This is a genomic window from Pseudomonas neuropathica (assembly GCF_051174785.1).
Taxonomy (GTDB): domain Bacteria; phylum Pseudomonadota; class Gammaproteobacteria; order Pseudomonadales; family Pseudomonadaceae; genus Aquipseudomonas; species Aquipseudomonas neuropathica_A.
In genome coordinates, this window is sequence record NZ_CP195111.1 from 2,167,526 (window position 1) to 2,188,174 (window position 20,649).

A 20,649-nucleotide genomic window follows, 5' to 3' on the forward strand; every position below is an offset into this window, starting at 1 on the left:
GCTGCCTCAGGTGAACTCGAAGGTGTCGGCATCCAGATTTGCCGGGAAGCGCTCGCGATACGCCGCCAGCGGAGCGGCCTCCAAAACCACCTTGAACACACCATCCGCCTCCCCCGCGGCCAGCAAGGTTTCACCCTGGAAATCCAGCACCTGACTGTCGCCGGTATAAGCGAAACCCTTGCCATCGGTACCGACGCGGTTCACCGCTGCCACATAGCAAAGGTTCTCGATGGCTCGCGCCGGCAACAGACGATTCCAGTGCAAACGCCGCGCCCCCGGCCAGTTGGCGGTGTACAGCAGCAGATCGGTGTCCTGCGCATCGCGACTCCACACTGGAAAGCGCAGGTCGTAACAAATCAGCGGGCGCACACGCCAGCCCTTGAGTTCGAACTGCACCTGGCGTTCGCCGGGGGTGTAATGATTGTGCTCGCCGGCCATGCGGAACAGGTGACGCTTGTCGTAATGCAGCACTTCACCGTCCGGCCGCGCCCACAGCAAGCGATTGCGATGGCTGCCGTCAGCGGCCTGAATGATCACACTGCCGGTGATCACTGCATTGAGCTTCGCCGCCTGAACCCGCAGCCATTTGCTGGTCGGGCCGTTCTCGGCTTCGGCGAGGGTTTCGGACTCCATGGAGAATCCGGTGGTGAACATTTCCGGCAGGATGATCAGATCAGCCCCGCGCGCCTGCTCCAGCAACACCTCGAAATGCTCGAGGTTGGCCTGGCGGTCATGCCAGGCAAGGCTGGTCTGGATCAGCGCCAGGTTGAGATCGGGCAATGCACTCAGATCACGCATAGTTTCGCCGCCGCTTCACGCAGCGTCTCCTCGCGTTTGGCAAAGCACAGACGCACCAGGCGCTGGCCTTGCGGTGGATTCTGGTAAAACACCGACACCGGGATACTCGCCACGCCGTGTTCGCGGGTCATCCACATCGCCATCTCAACGTCATTCAGGTCAGGACGGACCTGCGAGTAATCGACCAGTTGGAAGTAGGTGCCAGTGACTCGGGTGAAGGTGAAGCGCGACGGCGCCAGCAGGTCGCAGAACAGATCGCGCTTGGCCTGATAGAAACCCGGCAGCTCTTCGACGTGTTCCGGGTGCTCGGCCATGTAATCGGCCAGGGCATATTGCAGCGGCGTGACACCGCAGAAACTGACGTACTGGTGAACCTTGCGCAACTCGGCCGTCAGCGCTGGCGGCGCGACGACGTAACCGGTTTTCCAGCCAGTGACGTGATAGGTCTTGCCGAACGAACTGACCACGAAGGCGCGTTGATACAGCTCTTCATGCGCAAGCACGCTGACGTGCGGCACGCCGTCGAACACCAGGTGTTCATAGACTTCGTCGCTGATCAGGTAGATGTCGCGATCGCGGATCAGCGCCGCCAGTTGATCGAGTTCGGCACGACTGATCAGCGCGCCGCTGGGGTTGTGCGGGGTGTTGATGACGATCATTTTCGTGCGCGGACTCAGGGCCGCAGCGAGCTGGTCGAAATCGATGGAGAAGTCGTCCGGGTTCAACTGCACATGCACGCATCGACCGCCCGCCAGCTCCGTTGCCGGTTCGTAGCTGTCGTAGCAAGGGTCGAACACGATGACTTCATCGCCGCTGTGGATAACCGCCTGAATCGCACAGAAGATCGCCTGTGTCGCGCCCGGCGTCACCGTCACTTCGCTGTCGGCATTGACCTGCACGCCATAGCTGCGAGCGATTTTCGCCGCAATCTGCTCGCGCAGCGCCGGCAACCCGGTCATCGGCGAATACTGGTTATGGCCACTGGCGATGTGCCGACCGACCGCGTCACGCAGTGACTGCGGACCGTCAAAATCAGGAAAACCCTGGGACAGGTTGATCGCGCCGGTTTGCGCCGCGAGCTGAGACATCTGCGTGAAAATCGTGATGCCGACATTCGGCAGCTTACTGGTGATCATCGGGGGGGTTCCCTGCTCAACACCCGGCTCTGACGACGGCGCGGGAGAGCCCGAGGATAGCCCATCCGACGCCCATAAAAAAAGGGCGCCGGATGGCACCCTTCTCTCATGTTGATCGTTCCCACGCTCTGCGTGGGAACGATCAACAGCCAGCGACCTTATTTCTTGTCGCGGCGCTTCTTGTCAGCTTTCTTGTGGTGCGACATCAAGCGACGCTTCTTGTTGACCTGGCGGTCGGTCAGCGTGGTCTTGTTGCCTTCATACGGGTTCTCGCCGCCCTTGAACTCGATGCGGATCGGCGTACCAACCAGCTTCAGTACACGACGGTAGGTGTTCTCGAGATAACGCACATACGACTTCGGCACTTTTTCGATCTGATTACCGTGGATCACGATGATCGGCGGGTTAGCGCCACCCAAGTGAGCGTAACGCAGCTTGATCCGGCGGTTGTTGACCATCGGTGGCGCGTGCTCGCCAACGGCGTCTTCGAGAATCTGGGTCAGACGGTTGGTCGGCCAGCGGGTGACCGCCGACTTGAACGAGTTCTGCACCGAAGCGTAGAGGTTACCCACGCCGGTGCCGTGCAATGCCGAGATGAAGTGGATGTCAGCGTAATCAACGAAGAACAGACGACGCTGCAGCTCGACCTTCACATAGTCACGCTCGCTCGGCGTCATGCCGTCCCACTTGTTGATCGCGATCACCAGTGCACGACCCGATTCGATAGCAAAGCCCAGCAGGTTGAGGTCGTGATCGACCACGCCTTCGCGGGCGTCCATCACGAAGATCACTACGTTGGCGTCTTTGATCGCTTGCAGGGTTTTGACCACGGAGAATTTTTCGACTTCTTCGTGGATCTTGCCGCGCTTGCGCACACCAGCGGTGTCGATCAGCGTGTACTTCTCTTCATTGCGTTCGAACGGAATGTAGATACTGTCACGCGTGGTGCCGGGCTGGTCATAAACGATAACCCGGTCTTCACCGAGCATGCGGTTGACCAAGGTCGACTTACCAACGTTCGGACGACCGATGATGGCGATCTTGATCCCGTCTTTTTCGCTCGGGCCAGGAATGCGCTTGGCTTCCTCGCCTTCGGCAACGATCTCTTCTTCGCCTTCTTCCGGCTCTTCTGCGTCTTTGGGGAAATCACCCAGGGCGATTTCCAGCATCTGCGTGATGCCACGGCCGTGAGCACCGGCGATCGGGATCGCATGGCCCATGCCCAATGGAGCGAATTCAGCGCGGGCCATTTCCGGGTCGATGTTGTCGACCTTGTTGGCAACCACGTAGGAACGCTTGTTACGTTTGCGCAGGTGTTCGGCGATCATCTGGTCGGCGGCGGTGAAACCGGCCTTGGCATCTACCAGGAACAGCACAACGTCTGCTTCTTCAATGGCCAGCAGCGACTGCTCGGCCATTTTTTCGTCCATACCGTGCTCGTCACCGGAGATACCACCGGTGTCGACCAGAATGTAGGAACGCCCTTGCCACTTGGCCTCACCGTACTGGCGATCACGGGTCAGACCGGACAAGTCGCCGACGATGGCGTCACGAGTCCTGGTCAGGCGGTTGAACAAGGTGGACTTGCCGACGTTCGGTCGGCCCACCAGGGCGATTACGGGAACCATGCGGCTCTCCACTTCGTTATTTCAGAAAATACAAAAGCCGCTGCGAGGCAGCGGCTGGTGCTCGGGGCAACGCCTGATAGCGCTGCAAGCCCCATGAATCCGGGGCCGCCTGGGGGTTTAACCCCAAGCATAGTTGTTACTTGATGGTCAGGGCTTCCAGTTTGCCGCTGTTGCCATATACATAAATCGTGTCACCCACCACCAGCGGACGGGCACGCAGGCCGTCGCTGTCGATGCGCTCACGGCCGACGAAACGACCGTCAACCTGGCTCAGCAGGTGCAGATAACCTTCCAGGTCACCCACTGCAACATAGCTGGAGAACACTTCCGGAGCCGACAGTTGACGGCGGGCCAGCGAGTCGTTGCTCCACAATGCTGTGGTGGAACGCTCGTCGACGCCTTCAACGGTGCCCGAAGACAGGCTCACGTAAACGCTGCCGAAACCCTGAGCAATACCAGCGTAGCTCGACGCATCGCGCTGCCAGAGTTGACGACCGCTTTCCAGGTCCAGTGCCGCCACGCGACCCTGATAGCTGGCGACGTACAGGGTACCGCCGGACAGCAGCAGACCGCCGTCGATGTCGACCACGCGCTCCAGTTCCGAACGACCCTGTGGAATTGCGATCCGTTGTTCCCAGACCGGCACGCCGTTGGAAATGTCCAGCGCGACCACTTTACCGGTCGACAGACCAGCCACCGCGAGGCGGTTGGTAACCAACGGGGCACTGGTGCCACGCAGGGTCAGTACGGCCGGCGTGCTGTCATACACCCAGCGTTGGGTACCGGTGGAGGCATCCAGACCGATCAGACGATCGTCCTGAGTCTGCACCACCACGACGTCGCCGTTGTTGGCCGGCGGCGCGAGAACTTCGCTGTTTACACGAGCACGCCACTTCTCTTCACCGTTAATAGTGTCCAGAGCAACGACTTCGCCGCGCAGTGTACCAATCAGAACCAGACCGTAACCCACGCCCACGGCGCCGGAGACAGGCAGCTCAAGATCCTGCTTCCACTTCACATCGCCAATGCCGCGATCCATGGCCATCACCACGCCGGTCACATCGGCCGCGTAGATGGTGTCACCGTCGATCGCCGGCACCAGCATGTTGTAGGTTTCGCCCTGACCGTCACCGATCGAACGACTCCACTGCTTGTGCAGAACCACTTCCTCTTTGAAGTCGGTCAGTTCAGCCGGTGGCAATTCTTTCTTGCTGTTGCTGCTGCAACCCGCGGCCAGAAGGGCCAGAGCCAGCAATGCTGCATGCTTCCAACGGATCACGTCACGCATCCCCTTTGGCCAGGTCGTCGAGCTTGATTTGAAGGCCACCGACCGCCGCTTCATCCGACAGTGCCGCCTTGGCTTTTTGATACGCCTTGTTCGCGTCATCGGTACGGCCCAGCTGTACCAGCAGGTCGCCCTTGAGTTCTTCGCGAGTGGCCAGGAACGCTTTGTCGGCATCGCCGTCGAGCAGTTTCAGGGCGTCATCGGCCTTGTTCTGCGCGCCGAGTACCTGCGCCAGACGCTGACGGGCGATTTCGCCCAGCGCCGGGTTCGCCGGTTTGTCGACGATGGCTTTCAGCTCGGTCGCAGCGTCATCCAGCTTACCGCTGTCGACTGCCACTTTGGCGACGAACAGGCTGCCGTACTGCGCGTAGGCAGAACCGCCGAATTCGCTGTTGAGCTTGCCGGCCAGATCCGCAACGCGGGCCGCATCAGGCTTGCCGTCAGGCGTCAGCGTGGTTTCCAGCAATTGCTGATAGAGCACCGAGGCGCCTTGCGACTGGTTGCTCTGATACTTGTGATAAGCCTGCCAGCCGAACACGATGACCAGCGCCAACAGGCCGCCAGTGACCAGAGGTTTGCCGTTGCGTGTCCACCAGTCCTTCAAATCCGCCAACTGTTCGTCTTCGGTACTCGACACCCCAATACTCCTTAATCGCTAAATCGGCTGTTTGGACAGCTTCAACCCTGCACGACGCAGGTGGCCAGGTGAGCGGCGAGCGCATCCCAGGCAATGCTTTGTTGTTCGCCCTGGCCACGCAGGGGTTTGAAACCTACCACTTGCTGGGCCATTTCGTCGTCACCGAGGATCAGTGCGTACAGCGCACCGCTCTTGTCGGCCTTCTTGAACTGGCTTTTGAAGCTGCCGGCGCCGGCATTGACTTGCAGACGCAGGTTTGGAAGTTGATCACGAACACGTTCAGCCAGAGCCAGACCGGCCAGCTCGGCTTCTTCACCGAAGGCGCACAGATAGACATCAACCTGACGGGAGATTTCTTCCGGGATCTGCTCCAGGGTTTCGAGCATCAAAACCAGACGCTCGATGCCCATGGCGAAACCAACGCCTGTGGTCGGCTTGCCGCCCATCTGCTCGACCAGACCGTCGTAACGGCCGCCGGCGCAAACAGTGCCCTGAGCGCCGAGCTTGTCGGTGACCCATTCGAATACGGTTTTGCTGTAGTAATCGAGGCCGCGAACCAGTTTCGGGTTGAGCACGTAAGGAATGCCGACGGCATCCAGACGCGCCTTCAAACCTTCGAAGTGCGCACGCGACTCGTCATCGAGGTAGTCGGCCATCTTCGGCGCATCGACCAGCACCGCTTGAGTGTCGGCATTTTTCGTGTCGAGCACGCGCAGCGGGTTGGTTTTCAGGCGACGCTGGCTGTCTTCGTCGAGCTTGTCGTGGTGCGCCGAGAGGTACTCGACCAGCGCTTCACGGTAGCGACCACGAGACTCGCTGGTGCCCAGGCTGTTGAGTTCGAGTTTGACCGCATCACGAATGCCCAGCTCGCCCCACAGGCGCCAGGTCATGGTGATCAGCTCGGCGTCGATGTCCGGACCGTCGAGGTTGAACACCTCCAGACCGATCTGGTGGAACTGGCGATAACGGCCCTTCTGCGGACGCTCGTGGCGGAACATCGGGCCGATGTACCAGAGTTTCTGCACCTGGCCACCGCCGGTGATGCCGTGTTCAAGCACGGCACGCACGCACGCCGCGGTGCCTTCCGGACGCAGGGTCAGGGAGTCGCCGTTGCGGTCTTCGAAGGTGTACATCTCTTTTTCGACGATGTCGGTCACTTCACCGATCGAGCGTTTGAACAGCTCGGTGAATTCAACGATCGGCATGCGAATCTGCTTGTAACCGTAGTTATCCAACAGACGCGCAACGGTGCCCTCGAAATAACGCCACAGCGGGGTCTGTTCGGGCAGGATGTCGTTCATGCCACGAATGGCTTGCAGAGACTTGCTCACTTTAAATCCTTAAATTCGTTCGGCGTTCAGTCAGGCTCAGCCGCGCGCGATAACCGCAGCGTCAGCTTCGACCTTTTCGGCCGCTTTCTGGCGGATCAGCTTTTCCAGCTCGTCCACCAGATTGTCATTCGTCAGTTTCTGCGACGGCTTGCCGTCGATGTAAATCAGGTTTGGCGTGCCGCCAGTCAAGCCGATATGGGCTTCCTTGGCTTCGCCGGGACCGTTGACCACACAGCCGATCACCGCGACATCCAGCGGCACCAGCAGGTCTTCAAGGCGCCCTTCCAGCTCGTTCATGGTTTTCACCACATCGAAGTTCTGCCGCGAGCAGCTCGGGCAGGCGATGAAGTTGATGCCACGGGAACGCAGATGCAAAGACTTGAGGATGTCGTAACCGACCTTCACTTCCTCGACCGGGTCTGCCGCCAGCGAGATGCGGATAGTATCGCCAATCCCCTCGGCGAGCAGCATACCTAGGCCTACGGCGGATTTCACTGTGCCCGAACGCAATCCACCGGCTTCGGTGATGCCCAAGTGCAGAGGCTGAACGATTTCTTTCGCCAGCAAGCGGTAGGCTTCGACGGCCATGAACACGTCGGAGGCCTTCACGCTGACCTTGAAGTCCTGGAAATTCAGGCGTTCGAGGTGCTCAACGTGGCGCAGAGCAGATTCGACCAATGCGGCCGGGGTCGGCTCGCCGTATTTCTTTTGCAGGTCTTTTTCCAGCGAACCGGCGTTGACGCCGATGCGGATCGGAATGCCGCGATCACGGGCCGCATCGACCACGGCGCGAACACGGTCTTCACGACCGATGTTGCCCGGGTTGATACGCAGGCAATCGACACCCAGTTCGGCGACGCGCAAGGCGATCTTGTAGTCGAAGTGGATGTCGGCAACCAGCGGCACCTTGACCAATTGCTTGATCTTGCCGAACGCCTCGGCGGCGTCCATGTCCGGTACCGAAACGCGAACGATGTCGACGCCAGCAGCTTCCAGACGGTTGATTTGCGCAACAGTGGCGGCGACGTCATTGGTGTCGCTGTTGGTCATGCTCTGTACCGCGATCGGCGCGTCGCCGCCCACCGGTACGTTGCCGACCCAGATCTTGCGCGAAACGCGACGTTTGATTGGAGATTCGCCGTGCATGACTTATTGACCCAACTTCAGGCGAGCAGTCTCGCCACTGGTGAACGGAGCAACATCGACCGGCTGGCCGTTGTAGCTGACCTGCGCGCCACGGGCATAGCCCAGGCGTACGGCAAAAGGCGGCTTGCCGGCAACGGCCAGGCTGTCGCCTTTGCGCTTGAGACCACTGAACAATACTTTACCGCTGCCATCGGAGACTTGCGTCCAGCAGTCAGCGACAAATTGCACCGATACCTGGCCTTGGCCGGCAACCGGGGCTGCAGCAGGCGCGGCCGGTGCCACCGGGGCTGCCACGGTCGGAGCGGGCGTGCTCGGCACGGCAGGCGCCGGGGTGGCGGGCGCGGCAACCACGGGGGCAGGCGTATGAGCGGGAGCGGCTGGCGCTGCCGGAGCAACTGGTGCAGCAGGCGCAGACTCGGTGGCTGGAACGGCAGGCTCGGCACCCGTCGATTCAGCCGTGGTTTCGGCTTGCGGCAATGCCAGAGCGGTCGAGCCCTCGGTCTGGTTTTCCGCGACAGCCTGGTCTTCCGGCTCGTCGATCGGGTGAATCTGGGTGGTCCCGTCAGCACCTTCGACTTCAACGTGCTCAGGCGCCAGAGACGTCAGGTCCTTGGTGCGCAGCGACGTCTGATCCTGCCACCAGACGAAACCGCCGCCGATGACCGCGATCAGCAACAGCAGGCTGACAATACGCAAAATGGTGTGGGAAACCCGCACCGGCTCTTCGATACGACCAAGGGCGTGAACATTGCTGCCCTGGGAGTCGGTACCGGTGGACTGGTCGAATTGCTGAACCAGCACGGTCTGGTCCATGCCGAGCAATTTGGCATAGGCACGAATGTAACCGCGAGCGAAGGTATGCCCCGGCAGCTTGTCGAAAGCACCGGCTTCAAGATTGCTCAGGGAAGTCACGGTGAGGTTGAGCTTGAGGGCCACTTCGGCCAGCGACCAGCCATTGCTTTCGCGGGCCTGGCGCAGGGTCTCACCGGGGTTAACGCGATTCGCTGCTACAACTTCGGGATGCGCCGCTTTCATCATTGCTCCGACAGGTATTGCTGATATTCCGGCGTACCGGGATAGAGTCGTTTTAATTGCAGGCCATAACTGGCGGCCTTGTCGCGATCTTCAAACACTTTTGCCAGCCGAACGCCGAGCAATAGACTACGTGCATTTTGTTCGGTCAGCAGGCTGAATCGGTCGTAATAGTCACGCGCGGGCACATAATGCCTGTCTTCGAAGGACAACTCAGCCATTTCCAGCAATGCGCGCGGTTGTTGGCGGTTCAAACGCAGTGCCTTTTCCAGCTGCTGCTGCGCCAGATCACGCTGGCCAAGCTTCGCCGCCGTCATACCGAGGTTCTCGAACACACGCGAACGCTCAGGATACAGGGTATCGGCGGCGGCCTGCTCAAAACGCTCGTAGGCTTCTTTATAACGCTGTTGTTCGTAGAGAAAACTGCCGTAATTGTTGAGGATACGCGCATCGGCGGGACGGGAGGACAAAGCCTTGCGGAAGTGTTCGTCGGCCAGTTCAGGCTCCATTTCGGACTGAAACACCAGCCCGAGGGCAGCATTGGCGTCAGGATCGGAACCGTCGATTTCCAGCGCCTTCTTCAGCGGCACCTTGGCCCGCTCGCTCATGCCTTGCTGCAAGTAACCCAATCCCAACTGCACGTAGGCAGCCCGCGCTTCATCGCGGCCCTTGCTGGTCTTCATCGGGTTGTAGTCACCTGACAGGACACAACCAGCACACAGGCTGGCCAACAGCAACAGCAGCGCAAAGCGCAGGGACATAGAGATCCTCTCTTAGTTAGTATTCGCGGCGTTCTGTGCCAGATCGCTGTCGGCGCTCAACTCGCGCACGGCGATGTAACGTTCGCTGCGACGGGTGCGATCCAGCACCTGCCCTACCAATTGACCACATGCAGCGTCGATGTCTTCACCACGGGTGGTGCGCACAGTGACGTTGAAACCGGCCTGATGCAACTGATCCTGGAAACGACGAATCGCGTTGTTGCTTGGCCGTTCGTACCCGGAATGCGGGAACGGGTTGAACGGAATCAGGTTGATCTTGCACGGGATATCTTTCAGCAGCGCGATCATCTCCACCGCGTGCTCGACCTTGTCGTTGATGTCCTTGAGCAAGGTGTACTCGATGGTCAGCACACGTTTTTCGCCCAGGGACGACATGTAGCGCTGGCACGACTCGAGCAGCATCTTAAGCGGATATTTCTTGTTGATCGGCACCAATTGGTTACGCAATGCGTCATTCGGTGCGTGCAGGGACAACGCCAGGGAGACGTCGATGTGCTTGGCCAGCTCATCGATCATCGGCACCACGCCCGAGGTGGACAGGGTTACGCGACGCTTGGAGATCCCGTAGCCGAGGTCATCCATCATCAGATGCATGGCGGCGACGACGTTGTCGAAGTTCAGCAGTGGCTCACCCATGCCCATCATCACCACGTTGGTGATGGCACGGTCGACGGTAGCCGGGACACTGCCGAAAGATTTGTTGGCAATCCAAACCTGACCGATGACTTCGGCGGCGGTGAGGTTGCTGTTGAAGCCTTGCTTGCCGGTGGAGCAGAAACTGCAATCCAGGGCACAGCCTGCCTGGGACGAAACGCACAGAGTGCCGCGTTTGCCCTGGGGAATGTACACGGTCTCGACGCAGCTGCCGGACGCCACGCGCACCACCCACTTACGGGTGCCGTCGCTGGAGATGTCCTCGCTGACCACTTCCGGACCACGGACCTCGGCAATAGCCTTGAGCTTATCGCGCAAGGCCTTGCTGACGTTCGTCATGGCGTCGAAATCATCGACACCAAAGTGGTGAATCCATTTCATTACCTGACCGGCACGGAAACGCTTCTCCCCGATTGAGTCGAAGAATTTTTCCATTTCCTGTTGAGTCAGACCCAGCAGGTTGGTTTTTACAGTCGATGTAGTCATGGATTCACCTTCACTCTTAAGCCAATGCTTAGCGAGTGGTTACTTCAGTAGCTGCGAAGAAGTACGAGATTTCACGAGCAGCTGCGGCTTCGGAGTCCGAACCGTGAACAGCGTTGGCGTCGATGGAATCAGCGAAGTCAGCGCGGATGGTGCCGGCAGCAGCTTCTTTAGGGTTGGTAGCGCCCATCAGCTCACGGTTCAGAGCGATAGCGTTTTCGCCTTCCAGAACCTGAACAACAACAGGACCGGAGATCATGAAAGCAACCAGGTCGCCGAAGAAACCACGAGCGCTGTGCTCAGCGTAGAAGCCTTCAGCTTCAGCTTTGGACAGTTGCTTCAGTTTCGAAGCTACAACGCGCAGGCCGGCTTTTTCGAAACGAGTGGTGATTTCGCCGATGACGTTTTTTGCAACAGCGTCAGGCTTGATGATGGAGAAAGTGCGTTGAACAGCCATGGTGTAACTCCAGAAACGGTAATTTGCGAAAAATTAAACCCGCGAATTATACGCGGGTTCTTGGGTATTGCCTAACCTGCGAGACGATCAGTCCAATTCTTTGGCCCAGAGCTCCTGAACCGCTTCCAGCACCTTCTCGCCGACACGGCCAGAAGTGCTATCGAAGTCAGGCAGATCCAGGATCATCTGCTGCAGACGGACAAAACCTACAGAGTACGGATCGACGCCGGCGTGGGCCTCGGCCAATTCCTCTGCAATACGTTGAACATCATTCCAACCGTAGCTCATGACAGTCTTACCAGTCAGTGCGGCGCTTCGGCCGCATGGTTAAGCGAATATTTCGGAATTTCGACGGTAAGGTCTTCTTCACCGACGATCGCCTGGCAAGCCAGACGCGATTGCGCTTCCAGGCCCCAGGCACGATCGAGGAAGTCTTCTTCCAGCTCGTCAGCCTCTTCCAGCGAGTCGAAACCCTCACGGATGATGCAGTGGCAGGTGGTGCAGGCGCAGACGCCGCCACAGGCGCTTTCCATCTCGATGTGGTGTTCGTGGGCCAGTTCGAGAATCGAGGTGCCGGGCGCAGCCTCGACCACCATGCCTTCCGGGCAGAACTTCTCGTGGGGCAGAAAAATGACCTGCGGCATCAGATATCCTCGATTTCATTCAGATTGCGCCCCGACAGAGCGGCTTTCACCGTCAGATCCATGCGGCGGGCAGCAAAAGCATCGGTCACTTGCGACAGACGCTTGGTCTGCTGCTCGATGGCGTAACCATCGGTGCCTTTCATCAGTTCGGCCAGTTCCTGCAACTGCAGATCGATGACCATGCGCTCTTCGGCGTCGAGCAAACGCTCGCCATCAGCCTCCAGAGCGCCCTGCACCGCTTCGATCAGGCGCTGGGCATCGACTTGCTGCTCACGCAGGACGCGGGCGACCTTGTCGTCATTGGCGTGCTGGAACGAATCCTTGAGCATTTTGGCGACTTCGCCGTCGGTCAGACCGTAGGACGGCTTGACCTGAATGCTCGCCTCAACACCTGAACCCAATTCACGGGCGGAAACGCTGAGCAGACCGTCGGCATCGACCTGGAAGGTCACGCGAATCTTCGCTGCACCGGCGACCATCGCCGGGATACCACGCAATTCGAAGCGCGCCAGCGAACGGCAGTCACTGATCAGCTCGCGCTCACCTTGCAGCACATGGATCGCCATGGCCGACTGGCCGTCTTTATAAGTAGTGAAATCCTGAGCGCGCGCGACGGGGATGGTGGTGTTGCGCGGAATCACCTTCTCCATCAGGCCGCCCATGGTTTCCAGCCCCAGGGACAGAGGAATCACGTCGAGCAGCAGCAGTTCGCCGCCATCGCGCTTGTTGCCAGCCAGGGTATCGGCCTGAATCGCGGCACCGATGGCCACCACTTGATCCGGATCGATTTCGGTCAGAGGCTGACGACCGAAAGCTTCGGCAACGGCTTCACGGACACGAGGAACGCGAGTCGAACCGCCGACCATGACCACGGCGTGCACGTCTTCCAGCTCGATGCCGGAGTCGCGAACGGCGCGACGGCAGGCTTTCAGGCTGCGCGCGACCATTGGCTCGATCAGCGCATCAAAGGCTTCGCGGGTCAGCGGCGCTTTCCAGTCGCCATAGACCACTTCAACGCTGGCCGCATCGGTCAGGGCTTCTTTGGCCGCACAAGCGGTTTGCAGCAGATTGCGCTGCGCGCCCGGATCGAGATCGGCGGACAGGCCGGCACTCTCGATGATCCAGCCAGCAATCGCGTGGTCGAAATCATCGCCGCCCAGCGCACTGTCGCCGCCAGTAGCCAGAACTTCAAAAACACCGCCGGTCAGACGCAGAATCGAAATATCAAAGGTCCCGCCGCCCAGGTCATAAATAGCGACCAGGCCTTCAGCGTGTTGATCCAGACCGTACGCCACAGCGGCTGCGGTCGGCTCGTTTAGCAAACGCAACACGTTCAGACCGGCCAATTTGGCCGCATCTTTGGTCGCTTGACGCTGGGCATCATCGAAATACGCCGGAACGGTAATCACCGCACCCACCAGTTCGCCACCCAACGTCGCTTCAGCGCGCTGACGCAGCACCTTGAGGATATCGGCGGAGACTTCGACCGGGCTTTTTGGGCCCTGCACGGTGTCGATGAACGGCATGTGCGATTCGCCACCGACAAAGCGGTATGGCAGTTGCTCGCCCAATTGCTTGACGTCGGACAGACCACGACCCATCAAGCGCTTGACCGACAGCACGGTGTTCAAAGGGTCGGAAGCGGCAGCCAGCTTGGCCGACTCGCCGACTTCGACGCGATCGGCGTGGTAACGCACAGCGGACGGCAGGATGACCTGCCCGTTTGCGTCAGCCAACGGCTCGGAAAGACCACTGCGCAACGCAGCGACCAGCGAATTGGTAGTGCCCAAGTCGATCCCCACAGCCAGACGACGCTGGTGCGGTTGAGGACTTTGGCCGGGTTCGGCGATCTGCAGTAGGGCCATCGTGATCAGGACTTATCTGTATATCAGGCGTGCGACCGGAGCGGCACTGGGTTAATCGTCGAGGCGCTCTTCTAACTGGCGCACTTCGTAGGTGAGCTTGTCGAGGAACTGCATGCGCCGCATCAGGCGTTCGGCCTGTTCGCGTTGCGCCGCATCATCCCAACAGGCTGCGAAGCTTTCATTGAGTTCTTCCTGAGCCACTTTCAAGCGCCGTTTGAACACCGCGACACCGTCGAGGTCGGCACTGTCCTGAAGGTCTTCAAGCTCTTCTCGCCATTGCATCTGCTGCAGAAGAAACTCGGGATCATGGACAGTGACTTCCATCGGCACTTCATGCCCGCTGATGGTCAGCAGGTAGCGTGCGCGCTGGGCCGGACTCTTGAGCGTCTGATAGGCGTCGTTGAGCCGTGCAGACTGCTCGAGTGCCGACCGCTGCTCACGCTCGGAAGCGTCGGCAAAGCGATCAGGATGAACGCCGCGCGCCAACTCACGATAGCGCGTGGCCAACTGCTCGAGATCCAGACGGAAACCCGGTTGCAGCTCGAATAAAGCGAAATGACAAGGAATACCCACGACAAGCCTCAGATGTTGAAGCTTTCGCCGCAGCCACATTCACCGCGTACGTTGGGGTTGTTGAACTTGAAGCCTTCGTTCAACCCTTCCTTGACGAAATCGAGCTCGGTGCCGTCCAGGTAGGCGAGACTTTTCGGGTCGATGATCACTTTTTCGCCGTGACTCTCGAACACCTGATCCTCTGCAACCACCTCGTCGACAAACTCCAGCACGTAGGCAAGGCCGGAACAGCCTGTGGTGCGAACACCCAGACGAATCCCTTCACCTTTGCCGCGCCCGTCGAGGGAGCGCCGCACGTGTCGAGCAGCCGCTTCTGTCATGCTGATAGCCATCGGTGACTCCTTACTCGTCGCCAAATCCAGAAAGTCAGATCAAGCCTTTCTTCTGCTTGTAATCGCGAACAGCCGCCTTGATAGCGTCTTCAGCCAGTACCGAGCAGTGAATTTTCACTGGCGGCAGGGCCAGTTCTTCGGCCAGCTGAGTGTTCTTGATGGTTTCTGCTTCGTCCAGGGTCTTGCCCTTCATCCACTCGGTGGCGAGGGAGCTGGAAGCGATAGCCGAACCGCAGCCGTAGGTCTTGAACTTGGCATCTTCGATGATGCCAGCGTCGTTGACCTTGATTTGCAGACGCATCACGTCGCCGCACGCCGGAGCGCCGACCATGCCGGTGCCGACATCAGGATCTTCCGCGTTCATCTTGCCGACGTTGCGCGGGTTTTCGTAGTGGTCGATGACCTTTTCGCTGTAAGCCATGATTCTAATCCTCACTCATCAGGGCCGCTCTTGAGACCCTGCAACTGCGCTGCGTAAACCGCCGCGTCGCTACAGGGTCTGTATCCGGCGGCTTCTATATTTAGTGTGCCGCCCACTCGATTTTCGAGATATCGACGCCGTCTTTGTACATGTCCCACAGCGGCGACAAAGCGCGCAGCTTGGTAACGGCCTCGCAGACTTTCTGCGCGGCGTAGTCGATTTCTTCTTCGGTGGTGAAACGGCCGAAGGTGAAGCGGATCGAGCTGTGTGCCAGTTCGTCGTTGCGGCCCAGGGCGCGCAGTACGTACGAAGGCTCCAGCGACGCCGAGGTGCACGCCGAACCGGACGATACCGCCAGATCCTTGAGCGCCATGATCAGCGACTCGCCTTCAACGTAGTTGAAGCTCAGGTTCAGGTTGTGCGGAACGCGGGCGGTCAGGCTGCCGTTGACGTACAGCTCTTCCAGATGCTCGACCTGCTTGTAGAAACGGTCGCTCAAGGCTTTGATACGGACGTTTTCAGCCGCCATGTCTTCTTTGGCCACACGGAACGCTTCGCCCATACCGACGATCTGGTGGGTCGCCAGGGTGCCGGAACGCATGCCACGCTCGTGACCGCCGCCGTGCATGGTCGCTTCGATGCGCACACGCGGCTTGCGGCTGACGTACAGCGCGCCGATGCCTTTAGGGCCGTAGGTCTTGTGAGCAGAGAACGACATCATGTCGACTTTCAGCTTCTGCAGGTCGATCTCGACCTTGCCAGTGGACTGAGCGGCGTCGACGTGGAACAGAATGCCCTTGGCGCGGAGCATTTCGCCTATCGCGGCGATGTCGTTGACGGTGCCGATTTCGTTATTCACGTGCATTACGGAGACCAGAATGGTGTCTTCACGCAGTGCAGCTTCAATCATGGCCGGGGTGATCAGACCGTCTTCGGTCGGCTCGAGGTAAGTGACCTCGAAACCTTCACGCTCCAGTTGGCGCATGGTGTCAAGGACAGCCTTGTGCTCGATCTTGGAGGTGATCAGGTGCTTGCCCTTGGAGCCGTAGAAATGCGCCGCACCCTTGATTGCCAGGTTGTCGGACTCGGTGGCACCGGAGGTCCAGACGATTTCGCGCGGATCGGCGTTGACCAGATCGGCCACCTGACGACGGGCGTTTTCGACGGACTCTTCAGCTTTCCAGCCGAATACGTGGGAACGGGACGCCGGGTTACCGAAGTTTCCGTCAACCAGCAGGCATTCACTCATTTTTTGCGCAACGCGCGGATCGACCGGGGTGGTCGCAGAGTAATCAAGGTAAATCGGCAATTTCATGGACTATCTCCTAAATCAGGGCTGGCGTGCCGCTAGCTCTCTGGCTGTCATTCGACGGCGGACGCTTCAATCTTGTCCAGGCGTGGCGCCTTGCTGTTGCAACGGCGCTGGTCCTGACGCTGGGCTACTTCTTGCACCTCACGGCGAGTCACAAGGTCAGCCAAGCTGATACCACTTAGAAATTCGTGAATCTGCAGGCTCAAATCGCACCACAGATGGTGGGTCAGGCACGTGTCGCCGGAATGGCAATCGCCCTGGCCCTGGCACTTGGTGGCATCAACCGATTCGTTTACGGCATCGATCACCTGGGCGACCTGGATGCCCTGCATGTCGCGGGACAACTGGTAGCCACCACCCGGGCCGCGAACACTGGAAACCAGGTTGCTGCGGCGCAGCTTGGCGAACAGCTGTTCGAGGTAGGACAGGGAGATGCCTTGGCGCTCGGAGATATCGGCCAGGGACACGGGCCCGTGCTGCGCGTGCAACGCCAGGTCAAGCATGGCGGTCACGGCGTATCGGCCTTTTGTAGTCAGTCGCATGGACAGTTACCACGGAGTTCAGAATGGGGCGAGTATGCAATTCCCGAGTATTTAAGTCAACTTTAAGACCTAGTACTTTAGTCAGGATTACCCGCAAAAGAGCGCGCGCATCATAGCAAAGGCTGGCGGCATGCAGCCAGCGGTACCGCGTGATCGTTCTTCGCGAGCAGGCTCGCTCCCACATTGGAATGCAATCCTCTGTGGGAGCGAGCCTGCTCGCGAAGGAAGCGCCGCTGTTTAGCTGGCCTGACTCTGATCCTTATCCTTCACGCAGGCGAAGTCTTCTTCACGCAGCTCAGGCAGATCTTTCGCACAGTAATTGCTGCCAAGATCCTTCAGCGCACCACACATCCCTTCCAGCCGTCCGTCCACCGCTTGCAGGTGATCGAGCAACTGACCGATGGCGCGCGCCACCGGGTCGGGCATGTCTTCGCTGACGCCATAGGCATCGAAACCGATCTTCTCGGCCATGGCCTTGCGCTTGGCATCCTGCTCTTCGTCGGACTTAACGATGATCCGACCCGGAATGCCCACAACAGTGGCGCCCGGCGGTACTTCCTTGGTCACCACGGCATTGGAACCGACCTTGGCACCAGCGCCGACCGTGAACGGACCGAGCACTTTCGCGCCCGCCCCGACAACCACACCATCGCCCAGCGTCGGGTGGCGCTTGCCTTTGTTCCAACTGGTGCCACCCAGGGTCACGCCCTGATAGATGGTCACGTCATCGCCAATCTCGGCGGTTTCACCAATAACGATGCCCATACCGTGGTCAATAAAGAAGCGACGGCCGACTTTGGCGCCCGGATGAATCTCGATCCCGGTGAGCCAGCGACCGAAGTTCGACACCAGCCGCGCCAGCCATTTCAGCTCGTTGCGCCAGAGCATGCCGGCCAATCGATGGATCCAGATCGCATGCATGCCGGGGTAGCAGGTCAGGACTTCAAAAGCGTTACGCGCCGCCGGGTCTCGATGGAATACGCTCTGGATATCTTCACGCAAACGCTCAAACATCATTTAGTCCTTCCGCTTAAGAAGCTCACCACGGGCCGCTTTCTGGGTTTCCGTGAGGATGCCACGCAAAATATTCATTTCCGCCCGGCTGACCGAGCTGCGTCCGTACAACCGGCGCAGGCGCGCCATCAAATGCCGCGGTTTTTCCGGATCGAGGAATTCGATGACGACCAGCGTCTGCTCCAGATGCTCATAAAAGCGCTCCAGCTCATCCATGGTCGCCAGCTCGGCGCTTTTCACCGAAGCCACTTCTTCTTTCTCGATCTTGCTGGGCTGACCTTGTGCGGCCAGCCAGGCCATACGCACTTCGTAGCTCAACACCTGCACCGCCGCGCCGAGGTTCAGCGAACTGAACTCAGGGTCGGAGGGGATATGCACGTGAAAGTGACATCGCTGCAGCTCTTCGTTGGTCAGACCGGAATCTTCACGACCGAAGACCAGAGCGATTTCAGCGCCCTGCCCGGCTTCCTCGACCACTTTGGTACCGCATTCGCGCGGATCCAGCAGCGGCCAGGGAATCCGGCGGTCACGGGCGCTGGTGCCAAGCACCAGATTGCAGCCGACCAAGGCGTCTTCCAAAGTGGCGACGACCTGCGCATTTTCAAGGATGTCACCGGCACCGGAAGCACGGGCGTCGGCTTCGTGGTGCGGGAAGACCCGCGGTTCGACCAGTACCAATCGCGACAGACCCATGTTTTTCATGGCGCGCGCGGCCCCGCCGATGTTGCCGGGGTGGCTGGTATTGACCAGGACGACACGAATGTTCTGCAGCAAGGGAGGCGCTCTCGGACACAGGAAAGGGGTGCAAATCTTACAGAACAGCCTACCGTTAAGCTATGAAAGCGAACAGCGTCCTTCACCTGAAGAAAAGTTCTGATAGAATGCGCGGCTTTCTTTAACAACCTTAGGTGACACATCCATGCAGCCCATGCTGAATATCGCGCTGCGCGCCGCCCGCAGCGCCAGTGAACTGATCTTCCGCTCCATCGAGCGCCTGGATACCATCAAGGTCGACGAAAAAGACGCCAAGGATTATGTATCCGAGGTCGATCGCGCCGCTGAACAGAAAATCATCGATGCCCTGCGCAAGGCTTACCCGAATCACTCGATCCAGGGTGAAGAGACTGGCCTGCACGCCGGCACCGGCATCGAAGGCGAAGAATACCTGTGGATCATCGATCCACTGGACGGCACCACCAACTTCCTGCGCGGCATTCCCCACTTCGCTGTCAGCATCGCCTGCAAATACCGCGGCCGCCTGGAACACGCAGTGGTTCTGGACCCGGTTCGTCAGGAAGAATTCACCGCCAGCCGTGGTCGCGGCGCTCAACTGAACGGTCGTCGCCTGCGCGTCAGCGGTCGCACCAGCCTCGACGGCGCTCTGCTCGGTACCGGTTTCCCGTTCCGTGACGACCAGATGGACAACCTCGACAACTATCTGGGCATGTTCCGCGCTCTGGTTGGCCAGACTGCCGGTATCCGCCGCGCGGGCTCGGCGAGCCTGGACCTGGCCTATGTCGCTGCCGGTCGTTTCGATGCGTTCTGGGAGTCGGGCCTGTCCGAGTGGGACATGGCTGCAGGCGCCCTGCTGATTCAAGAAGCTGGCGGCCTGGTGAGCGACTTCACTGGCGGTCACGACTTCCTTGAAAAAGGCCACATCGTTGCCGGTAACACCAAATGCTTCAAGGCAGTTCTGACGGCGATCCAGCCGCACCTGCCGGCTTCGCTGAAGCGCTAAGCTTCCCGCGAAACGAGAAAAGCACCCTTCGGGGTGCTTTTTTTATGCTTGCATTCAGACCAACACAAATCCTTGTGGGAGCGAGCTTGCTCGCGAAAGCGGTGGATCAGGCTGCATAGATGTTGAATGCCAGACCGCATTCGCGAGCAAGCTCGCTCCCACAAGAGATCCGGGGTTAGCCGAAAATTCCGGGCACAAAAAAAGCACCCTGCAGGGTGCTTTTCTTTAAAATAGCCGGCTCTTACTGAGCCGGCTCATTCTGCGACAGAATCAGCTTGCCTTCCTTGTCGACCGGAATCTGGTTACCCGGATCGCGATCCATCCGCACCTTGCCTTCCTTGCCATCGAGCGAGTAACGCACGTCGTAACCGACGACCTTGTCGCTGATGTCATTGACCGTGTTGCAGCGGGTTTGCGTGGTGGTGTAGGTGTCACGCTCTTGCATGCCTTCCTGCACCTTGTTACCCGCATAACCGCCACCGACCGCACCGGCTACCGTGGCAATTTTCTTGCCGGTGCCGCCGCCAATCTGATTACCCAGCAAACCACCTGCCAGCGCACCGACGACGGTACCGGCAATCTGGTGTTGATCTTTTACCGGTGCCTGACGAGTCACTGTCACGTCCTTGCACACTTCACGTGGAGTCTTGATCTGTGTTTTAACCGGTTCAACGGCCAATACTTGCGCATACTCAGGGCCGCTTTTAACCAGGCTGTAGGTGGCAACAGCACCCCCGGCAGTCACACCGACAGCACCCAATACCGCACCAACCAGCAACGACTTGTTCACATGAACCTCCTGACCATCACATGCGGGACGCGCCCGCGCTTCTCCCAGC

At 59.4% G+C, this 20,649-nt stretch carries 23 protein-coding genes; 1 reads left to right on the forward strand and 22 read right to left on the reverse strand.

Annotated features, from left to right (window positions below):
- Window positions 1–6: 6 nt before the first annotated feature.
- The 21 genes from ACRRSD_RS09700 to trmJ all read right to left on the reverse strand — a co-directional run bounded on the left by ACRRSD_RS09700 (window position 7) and on the right by trmJ (window position 18,846).
- Entirely contained in the window at window positions 7–798 is a 792-nt protein-coding gene (locus tag ACRRSD_RS09700; RefSeq protein WP_435037944.1) for an amidohydrolase, read from the reverse strand.
- A complete protein-coding gene (locus ACRRSD_RS09705) occupies window positions 786–1,934 on the reverse strand; it encodes a pyridoxal phosphate-dependent aminotransferase (RefSeq protein ID WP_435037945.1) in 1,149 nt (382 codons plus the stop codon). Before ACRRSD_RS09705 ends, ACRRSD_RS09700 begins: the two co-directional genes overlap by 13 nt.
- Window positions 1,935–2,092: 158 nt before the next feature.
- On the reverse strand, window positions 2,093–3,562 hold the full coding sequence (gene der, locus ACRRSD_RS09710) for a ribosome biogenesis GTPase Der (protein ID WP_034156263.1): 1,470 nt from the start codon (window positions 3,560–3,562) through the stop codon (window positions 2,093–2,095).
- A 136-nt stretch (window positions 3,563–3,698) separates the two neighbouring features.
- Window positions 3,699–4,850, reverse strand: a complete 1,152-nt coding sequence (gene bamB / locus ACRRSD_RS09715) for an outer membrane protein assembly factor BamB (protein ID WP_435037946.1) — start codon at window positions 4,848–4,850, stop codon at window positions 3,699–3,701.
- Complete coding sequence (locus tag ACRRSD_RS09720) at window positions 4,843–5,484, reverse strand: YfgM family protein (protein ID WP_122599078.1); 642 nt, start codon at window positions 5,482–5,484, stop codon at window positions 4,843–4,845. Before ACRRSD_RS09720 ends, bamB begins: the two co-directional genes overlap by 8 nt.
- A gap of 41 nt (window positions 5,485–5,525) precedes the next feature.
- Window positions 5,526–6,815 (reverse strand): histidine--tRNA ligase, encoded by a 1,290-nt coding sequence (gene hisS / locus ACRRSD_RS09725; RefSeq protein WP_016984369.1) that lies wholly within the window; start codon window positions 6,813–6,815, stop codon window positions 5,526–5,528.
- 36 nt (window positions 6,816–6,851) lie between these two features.
- Entirely contained in the window at window positions 6,852–7,961 is a 1,110-nt protein-coding gene (gene ispG, locus ACRRSD_RS09730) for a flavodoxin-dependent (E)-4-hydroxy-3-methylbut-2-enyl-diphosphate synthase (protein WP_003227888.1), read from the reverse strand.
- A gap of 3 nt (window positions 7,962–7,964) precedes the next feature.
- Window positions 7,965–8,996 (reverse strand): RodZ domain-containing protein, encoded by a 1,032-nt coding sequence (locus ACRRSD_RS09735; protein ID WP_435037947.1) that lies wholly within the window; start codon window positions 8,994–8,996, stop codon window positions 7,965–7,967.
- Window positions 8,996–9,754: a type IV pilus biogenesis/stability protein PilW gene (pilW, locus tag ACRRSD_RS09740; RefSeq protein WP_016984372.1), complete on the reverse strand. Its 759-nt coding sequence runs from the start codon at window positions 9,752–9,754 to the stop codon at window positions 8,996–8,998. Before pilW ends, ACRRSD_RS09735 begins: the two co-directional genes overlap by 1 nt.
- 12 nt (window positions 9,755–9,766) lie before the next feature.
- Entirely contained in the window at window positions 9,767–10,915 is a 1,149-nt protein-coding gene (rlmN, locus tag ACRRSD_RS09745) for a 23S rRNA (adenine(2503)-C(2))-methyltransferase RlmN (RefSeq protein WP_414917020.1), read from the reverse strand.
- A gap of 28 nt (window positions 10,916–10,943) precedes the next feature.
- Entirely contained in the window at window positions 10,944–11,369 is a 426-nt protein-coding gene (ndk, locus tag ACRRSD_RS09750; protein ID WP_007916882.1) for a nucleoside-diphosphate kinase, read from the reverse strand.
- Between the two features lie 87 nt (window positions 11,370–11,456).
- Window positions 11,457–11,657, reverse strand: a complete 201-nt coding sequence (gene iscX / locus ACRRSD_RS09755) for a Fe-S cluster assembly protein IscX (RefSeq protein ID WP_077574428.1) — start codon at window positions 11,655–11,657, stop codon at window positions 11,457–11,459.
- A 14-nt stretch (window positions 11,658–11,671) separates the two neighbouring features.
- The gene (fdx, locus tag ACRRSD_RS09760) at window positions 11,672–12,013 is read right to left on the reverse strand and encodes an ISC system 2Fe-2S type ferredoxin (RefSeq protein WP_016773327.1); all 342 of its coding nucleotides are present in this window, start codon (window positions 12,011–12,013) and stop codon (window positions 11,672–11,674) included.
- Window positions 12,013–13,878 carry a Fe-S protein assembly chaperone HscA gene (hscA, locus tag ACRRSD_RS09765; protein WP_435037948.1) on the reverse strand — a complete coding sequence of 622 codons (1,866 nt, stop codon included), beginning with the start codon at window positions 13,876–13,878 and terminating at the stop codon, window positions 12,013–12,015. The genes fdx and hscA overlap by 1 nt, the downstream gene beginning before the upstream one ends.
- Window positions 13,879–13,929: 51 nt before the next feature.
- A complete protein-coding gene (gene hscB, locus ACRRSD_RS09770) occupies window positions 13,930–14,451 on the reverse strand; it encodes a co-chaperone HscB (RefSeq protein ID WP_007916889.1) in 522 nt (173 codons plus the stop codon).
- 8 nt (window positions 14,452–14,459) lie between these two features.
- On the reverse strand, window positions 14,460–14,783 hold the full coding sequence (gene iscA / locus ACRRSD_RS09775) for an iron-sulfur cluster assembly protein IscA (RefSeq protein ID WP_003227904.1): 324 nt from the start codon (window positions 14,781–14,783) through the stop codon (window positions 14,460–14,462).
- A gap of 34 nt (window positions 14,784–14,817) precedes the next feature.
- On the reverse strand, window positions 14,818–15,204 hold the full coding sequence (gene iscU, locus ACRRSD_RS09780; RefSeq protein WP_007916892.1) for a Fe-S cluster assembly scaffold IscU: 387 nt from the start codon (window positions 15,202–15,204) through the stop codon (window positions 14,818–14,820).
- 100 nt (window positions 15,205–15,304) lie between these two features.
- The gene (locus ACRRSD_RS09785; protein ID WP_008084662.1) at window positions 15,305–16,519 is read right to left on the reverse strand and encodes an IscS subfamily cysteine desulfurase; all 1,215 of its coding nucleotides are present in this window, start codon (window positions 16,517–16,519) and stop codon (window positions 15,305–15,307) included.
- A gap of 47 nt (window positions 16,520–16,566) precedes the next feature.
- Window positions 16,567–17,058, reverse strand: a complete 492-nt coding sequence (gene iscR, locus ACRRSD_RS09790) for a Fe-S cluster assembly transcriptional regulator IscR (protein WP_003227911.1) — start codon at window positions 17,056–17,058, stop codon at window positions 16,567–16,569.
- A 237-nt stretch (window positions 17,059–17,295) separates the two neighbouring features.
- Entirely contained in the window at window positions 17,296–18,072 is a 777-nt protein-coding gene (cysE, locus tag ACRRSD_RS09795; RefSeq protein ID WP_026000547.1) for a serine O-acetyltransferase, read from the reverse strand.
- A 3-nt stretch (window positions 18,073–18,075) separates the two neighbouring features.
- Window positions 18,076–18,846: a tRNA (cytosine(32)/uridine(32)-2'-O)-methyltransferase TrmJ gene (gene trmJ, locus ACRRSD_RS09800; RefSeq protein WP_435037949.1), complete on the reverse strand. Its 771-nt coding sequence runs from the start codon at window positions 18,844–18,846 to the stop codon at window positions 18,076–18,078.
- A gap of 145 nt (window positions 18,847–18,991) precedes the next feature.
- Between trmJ and suhB the strand changes: the two genes are divergently transcribed.
- The gene (gene suhB, locus ACRRSD_RS09805) at window positions 18,992–19,810 is read left to right on the forward strand and encodes a type III secretion system regulator SuhB (protein WP_016773320.1); all 819 of its coding nucleotides are present in this window, start codon (window positions 18,992–18,994) and stop codon (window positions 19,808–19,810) included.
- 241 nt (window positions 19,811–20,051) lie between these two features.
- Here suhB and ACRRSD_RS09810 read toward each other — a convergent pair whose 3' ends face one another.
- Window positions 20,052–20,600, reverse strand: a complete 549-nt coding sequence (locus tag ACRRSD_RS09810; RefSeq protein ID WP_007916907.1) for a glycine zipper 2TM domain-containing protein — start codon at window positions 20,598–20,600, stop codon at window positions 20,052–20,054.
- Window positions 20,601–20,649: the final 49 nt, after the last annotated feature.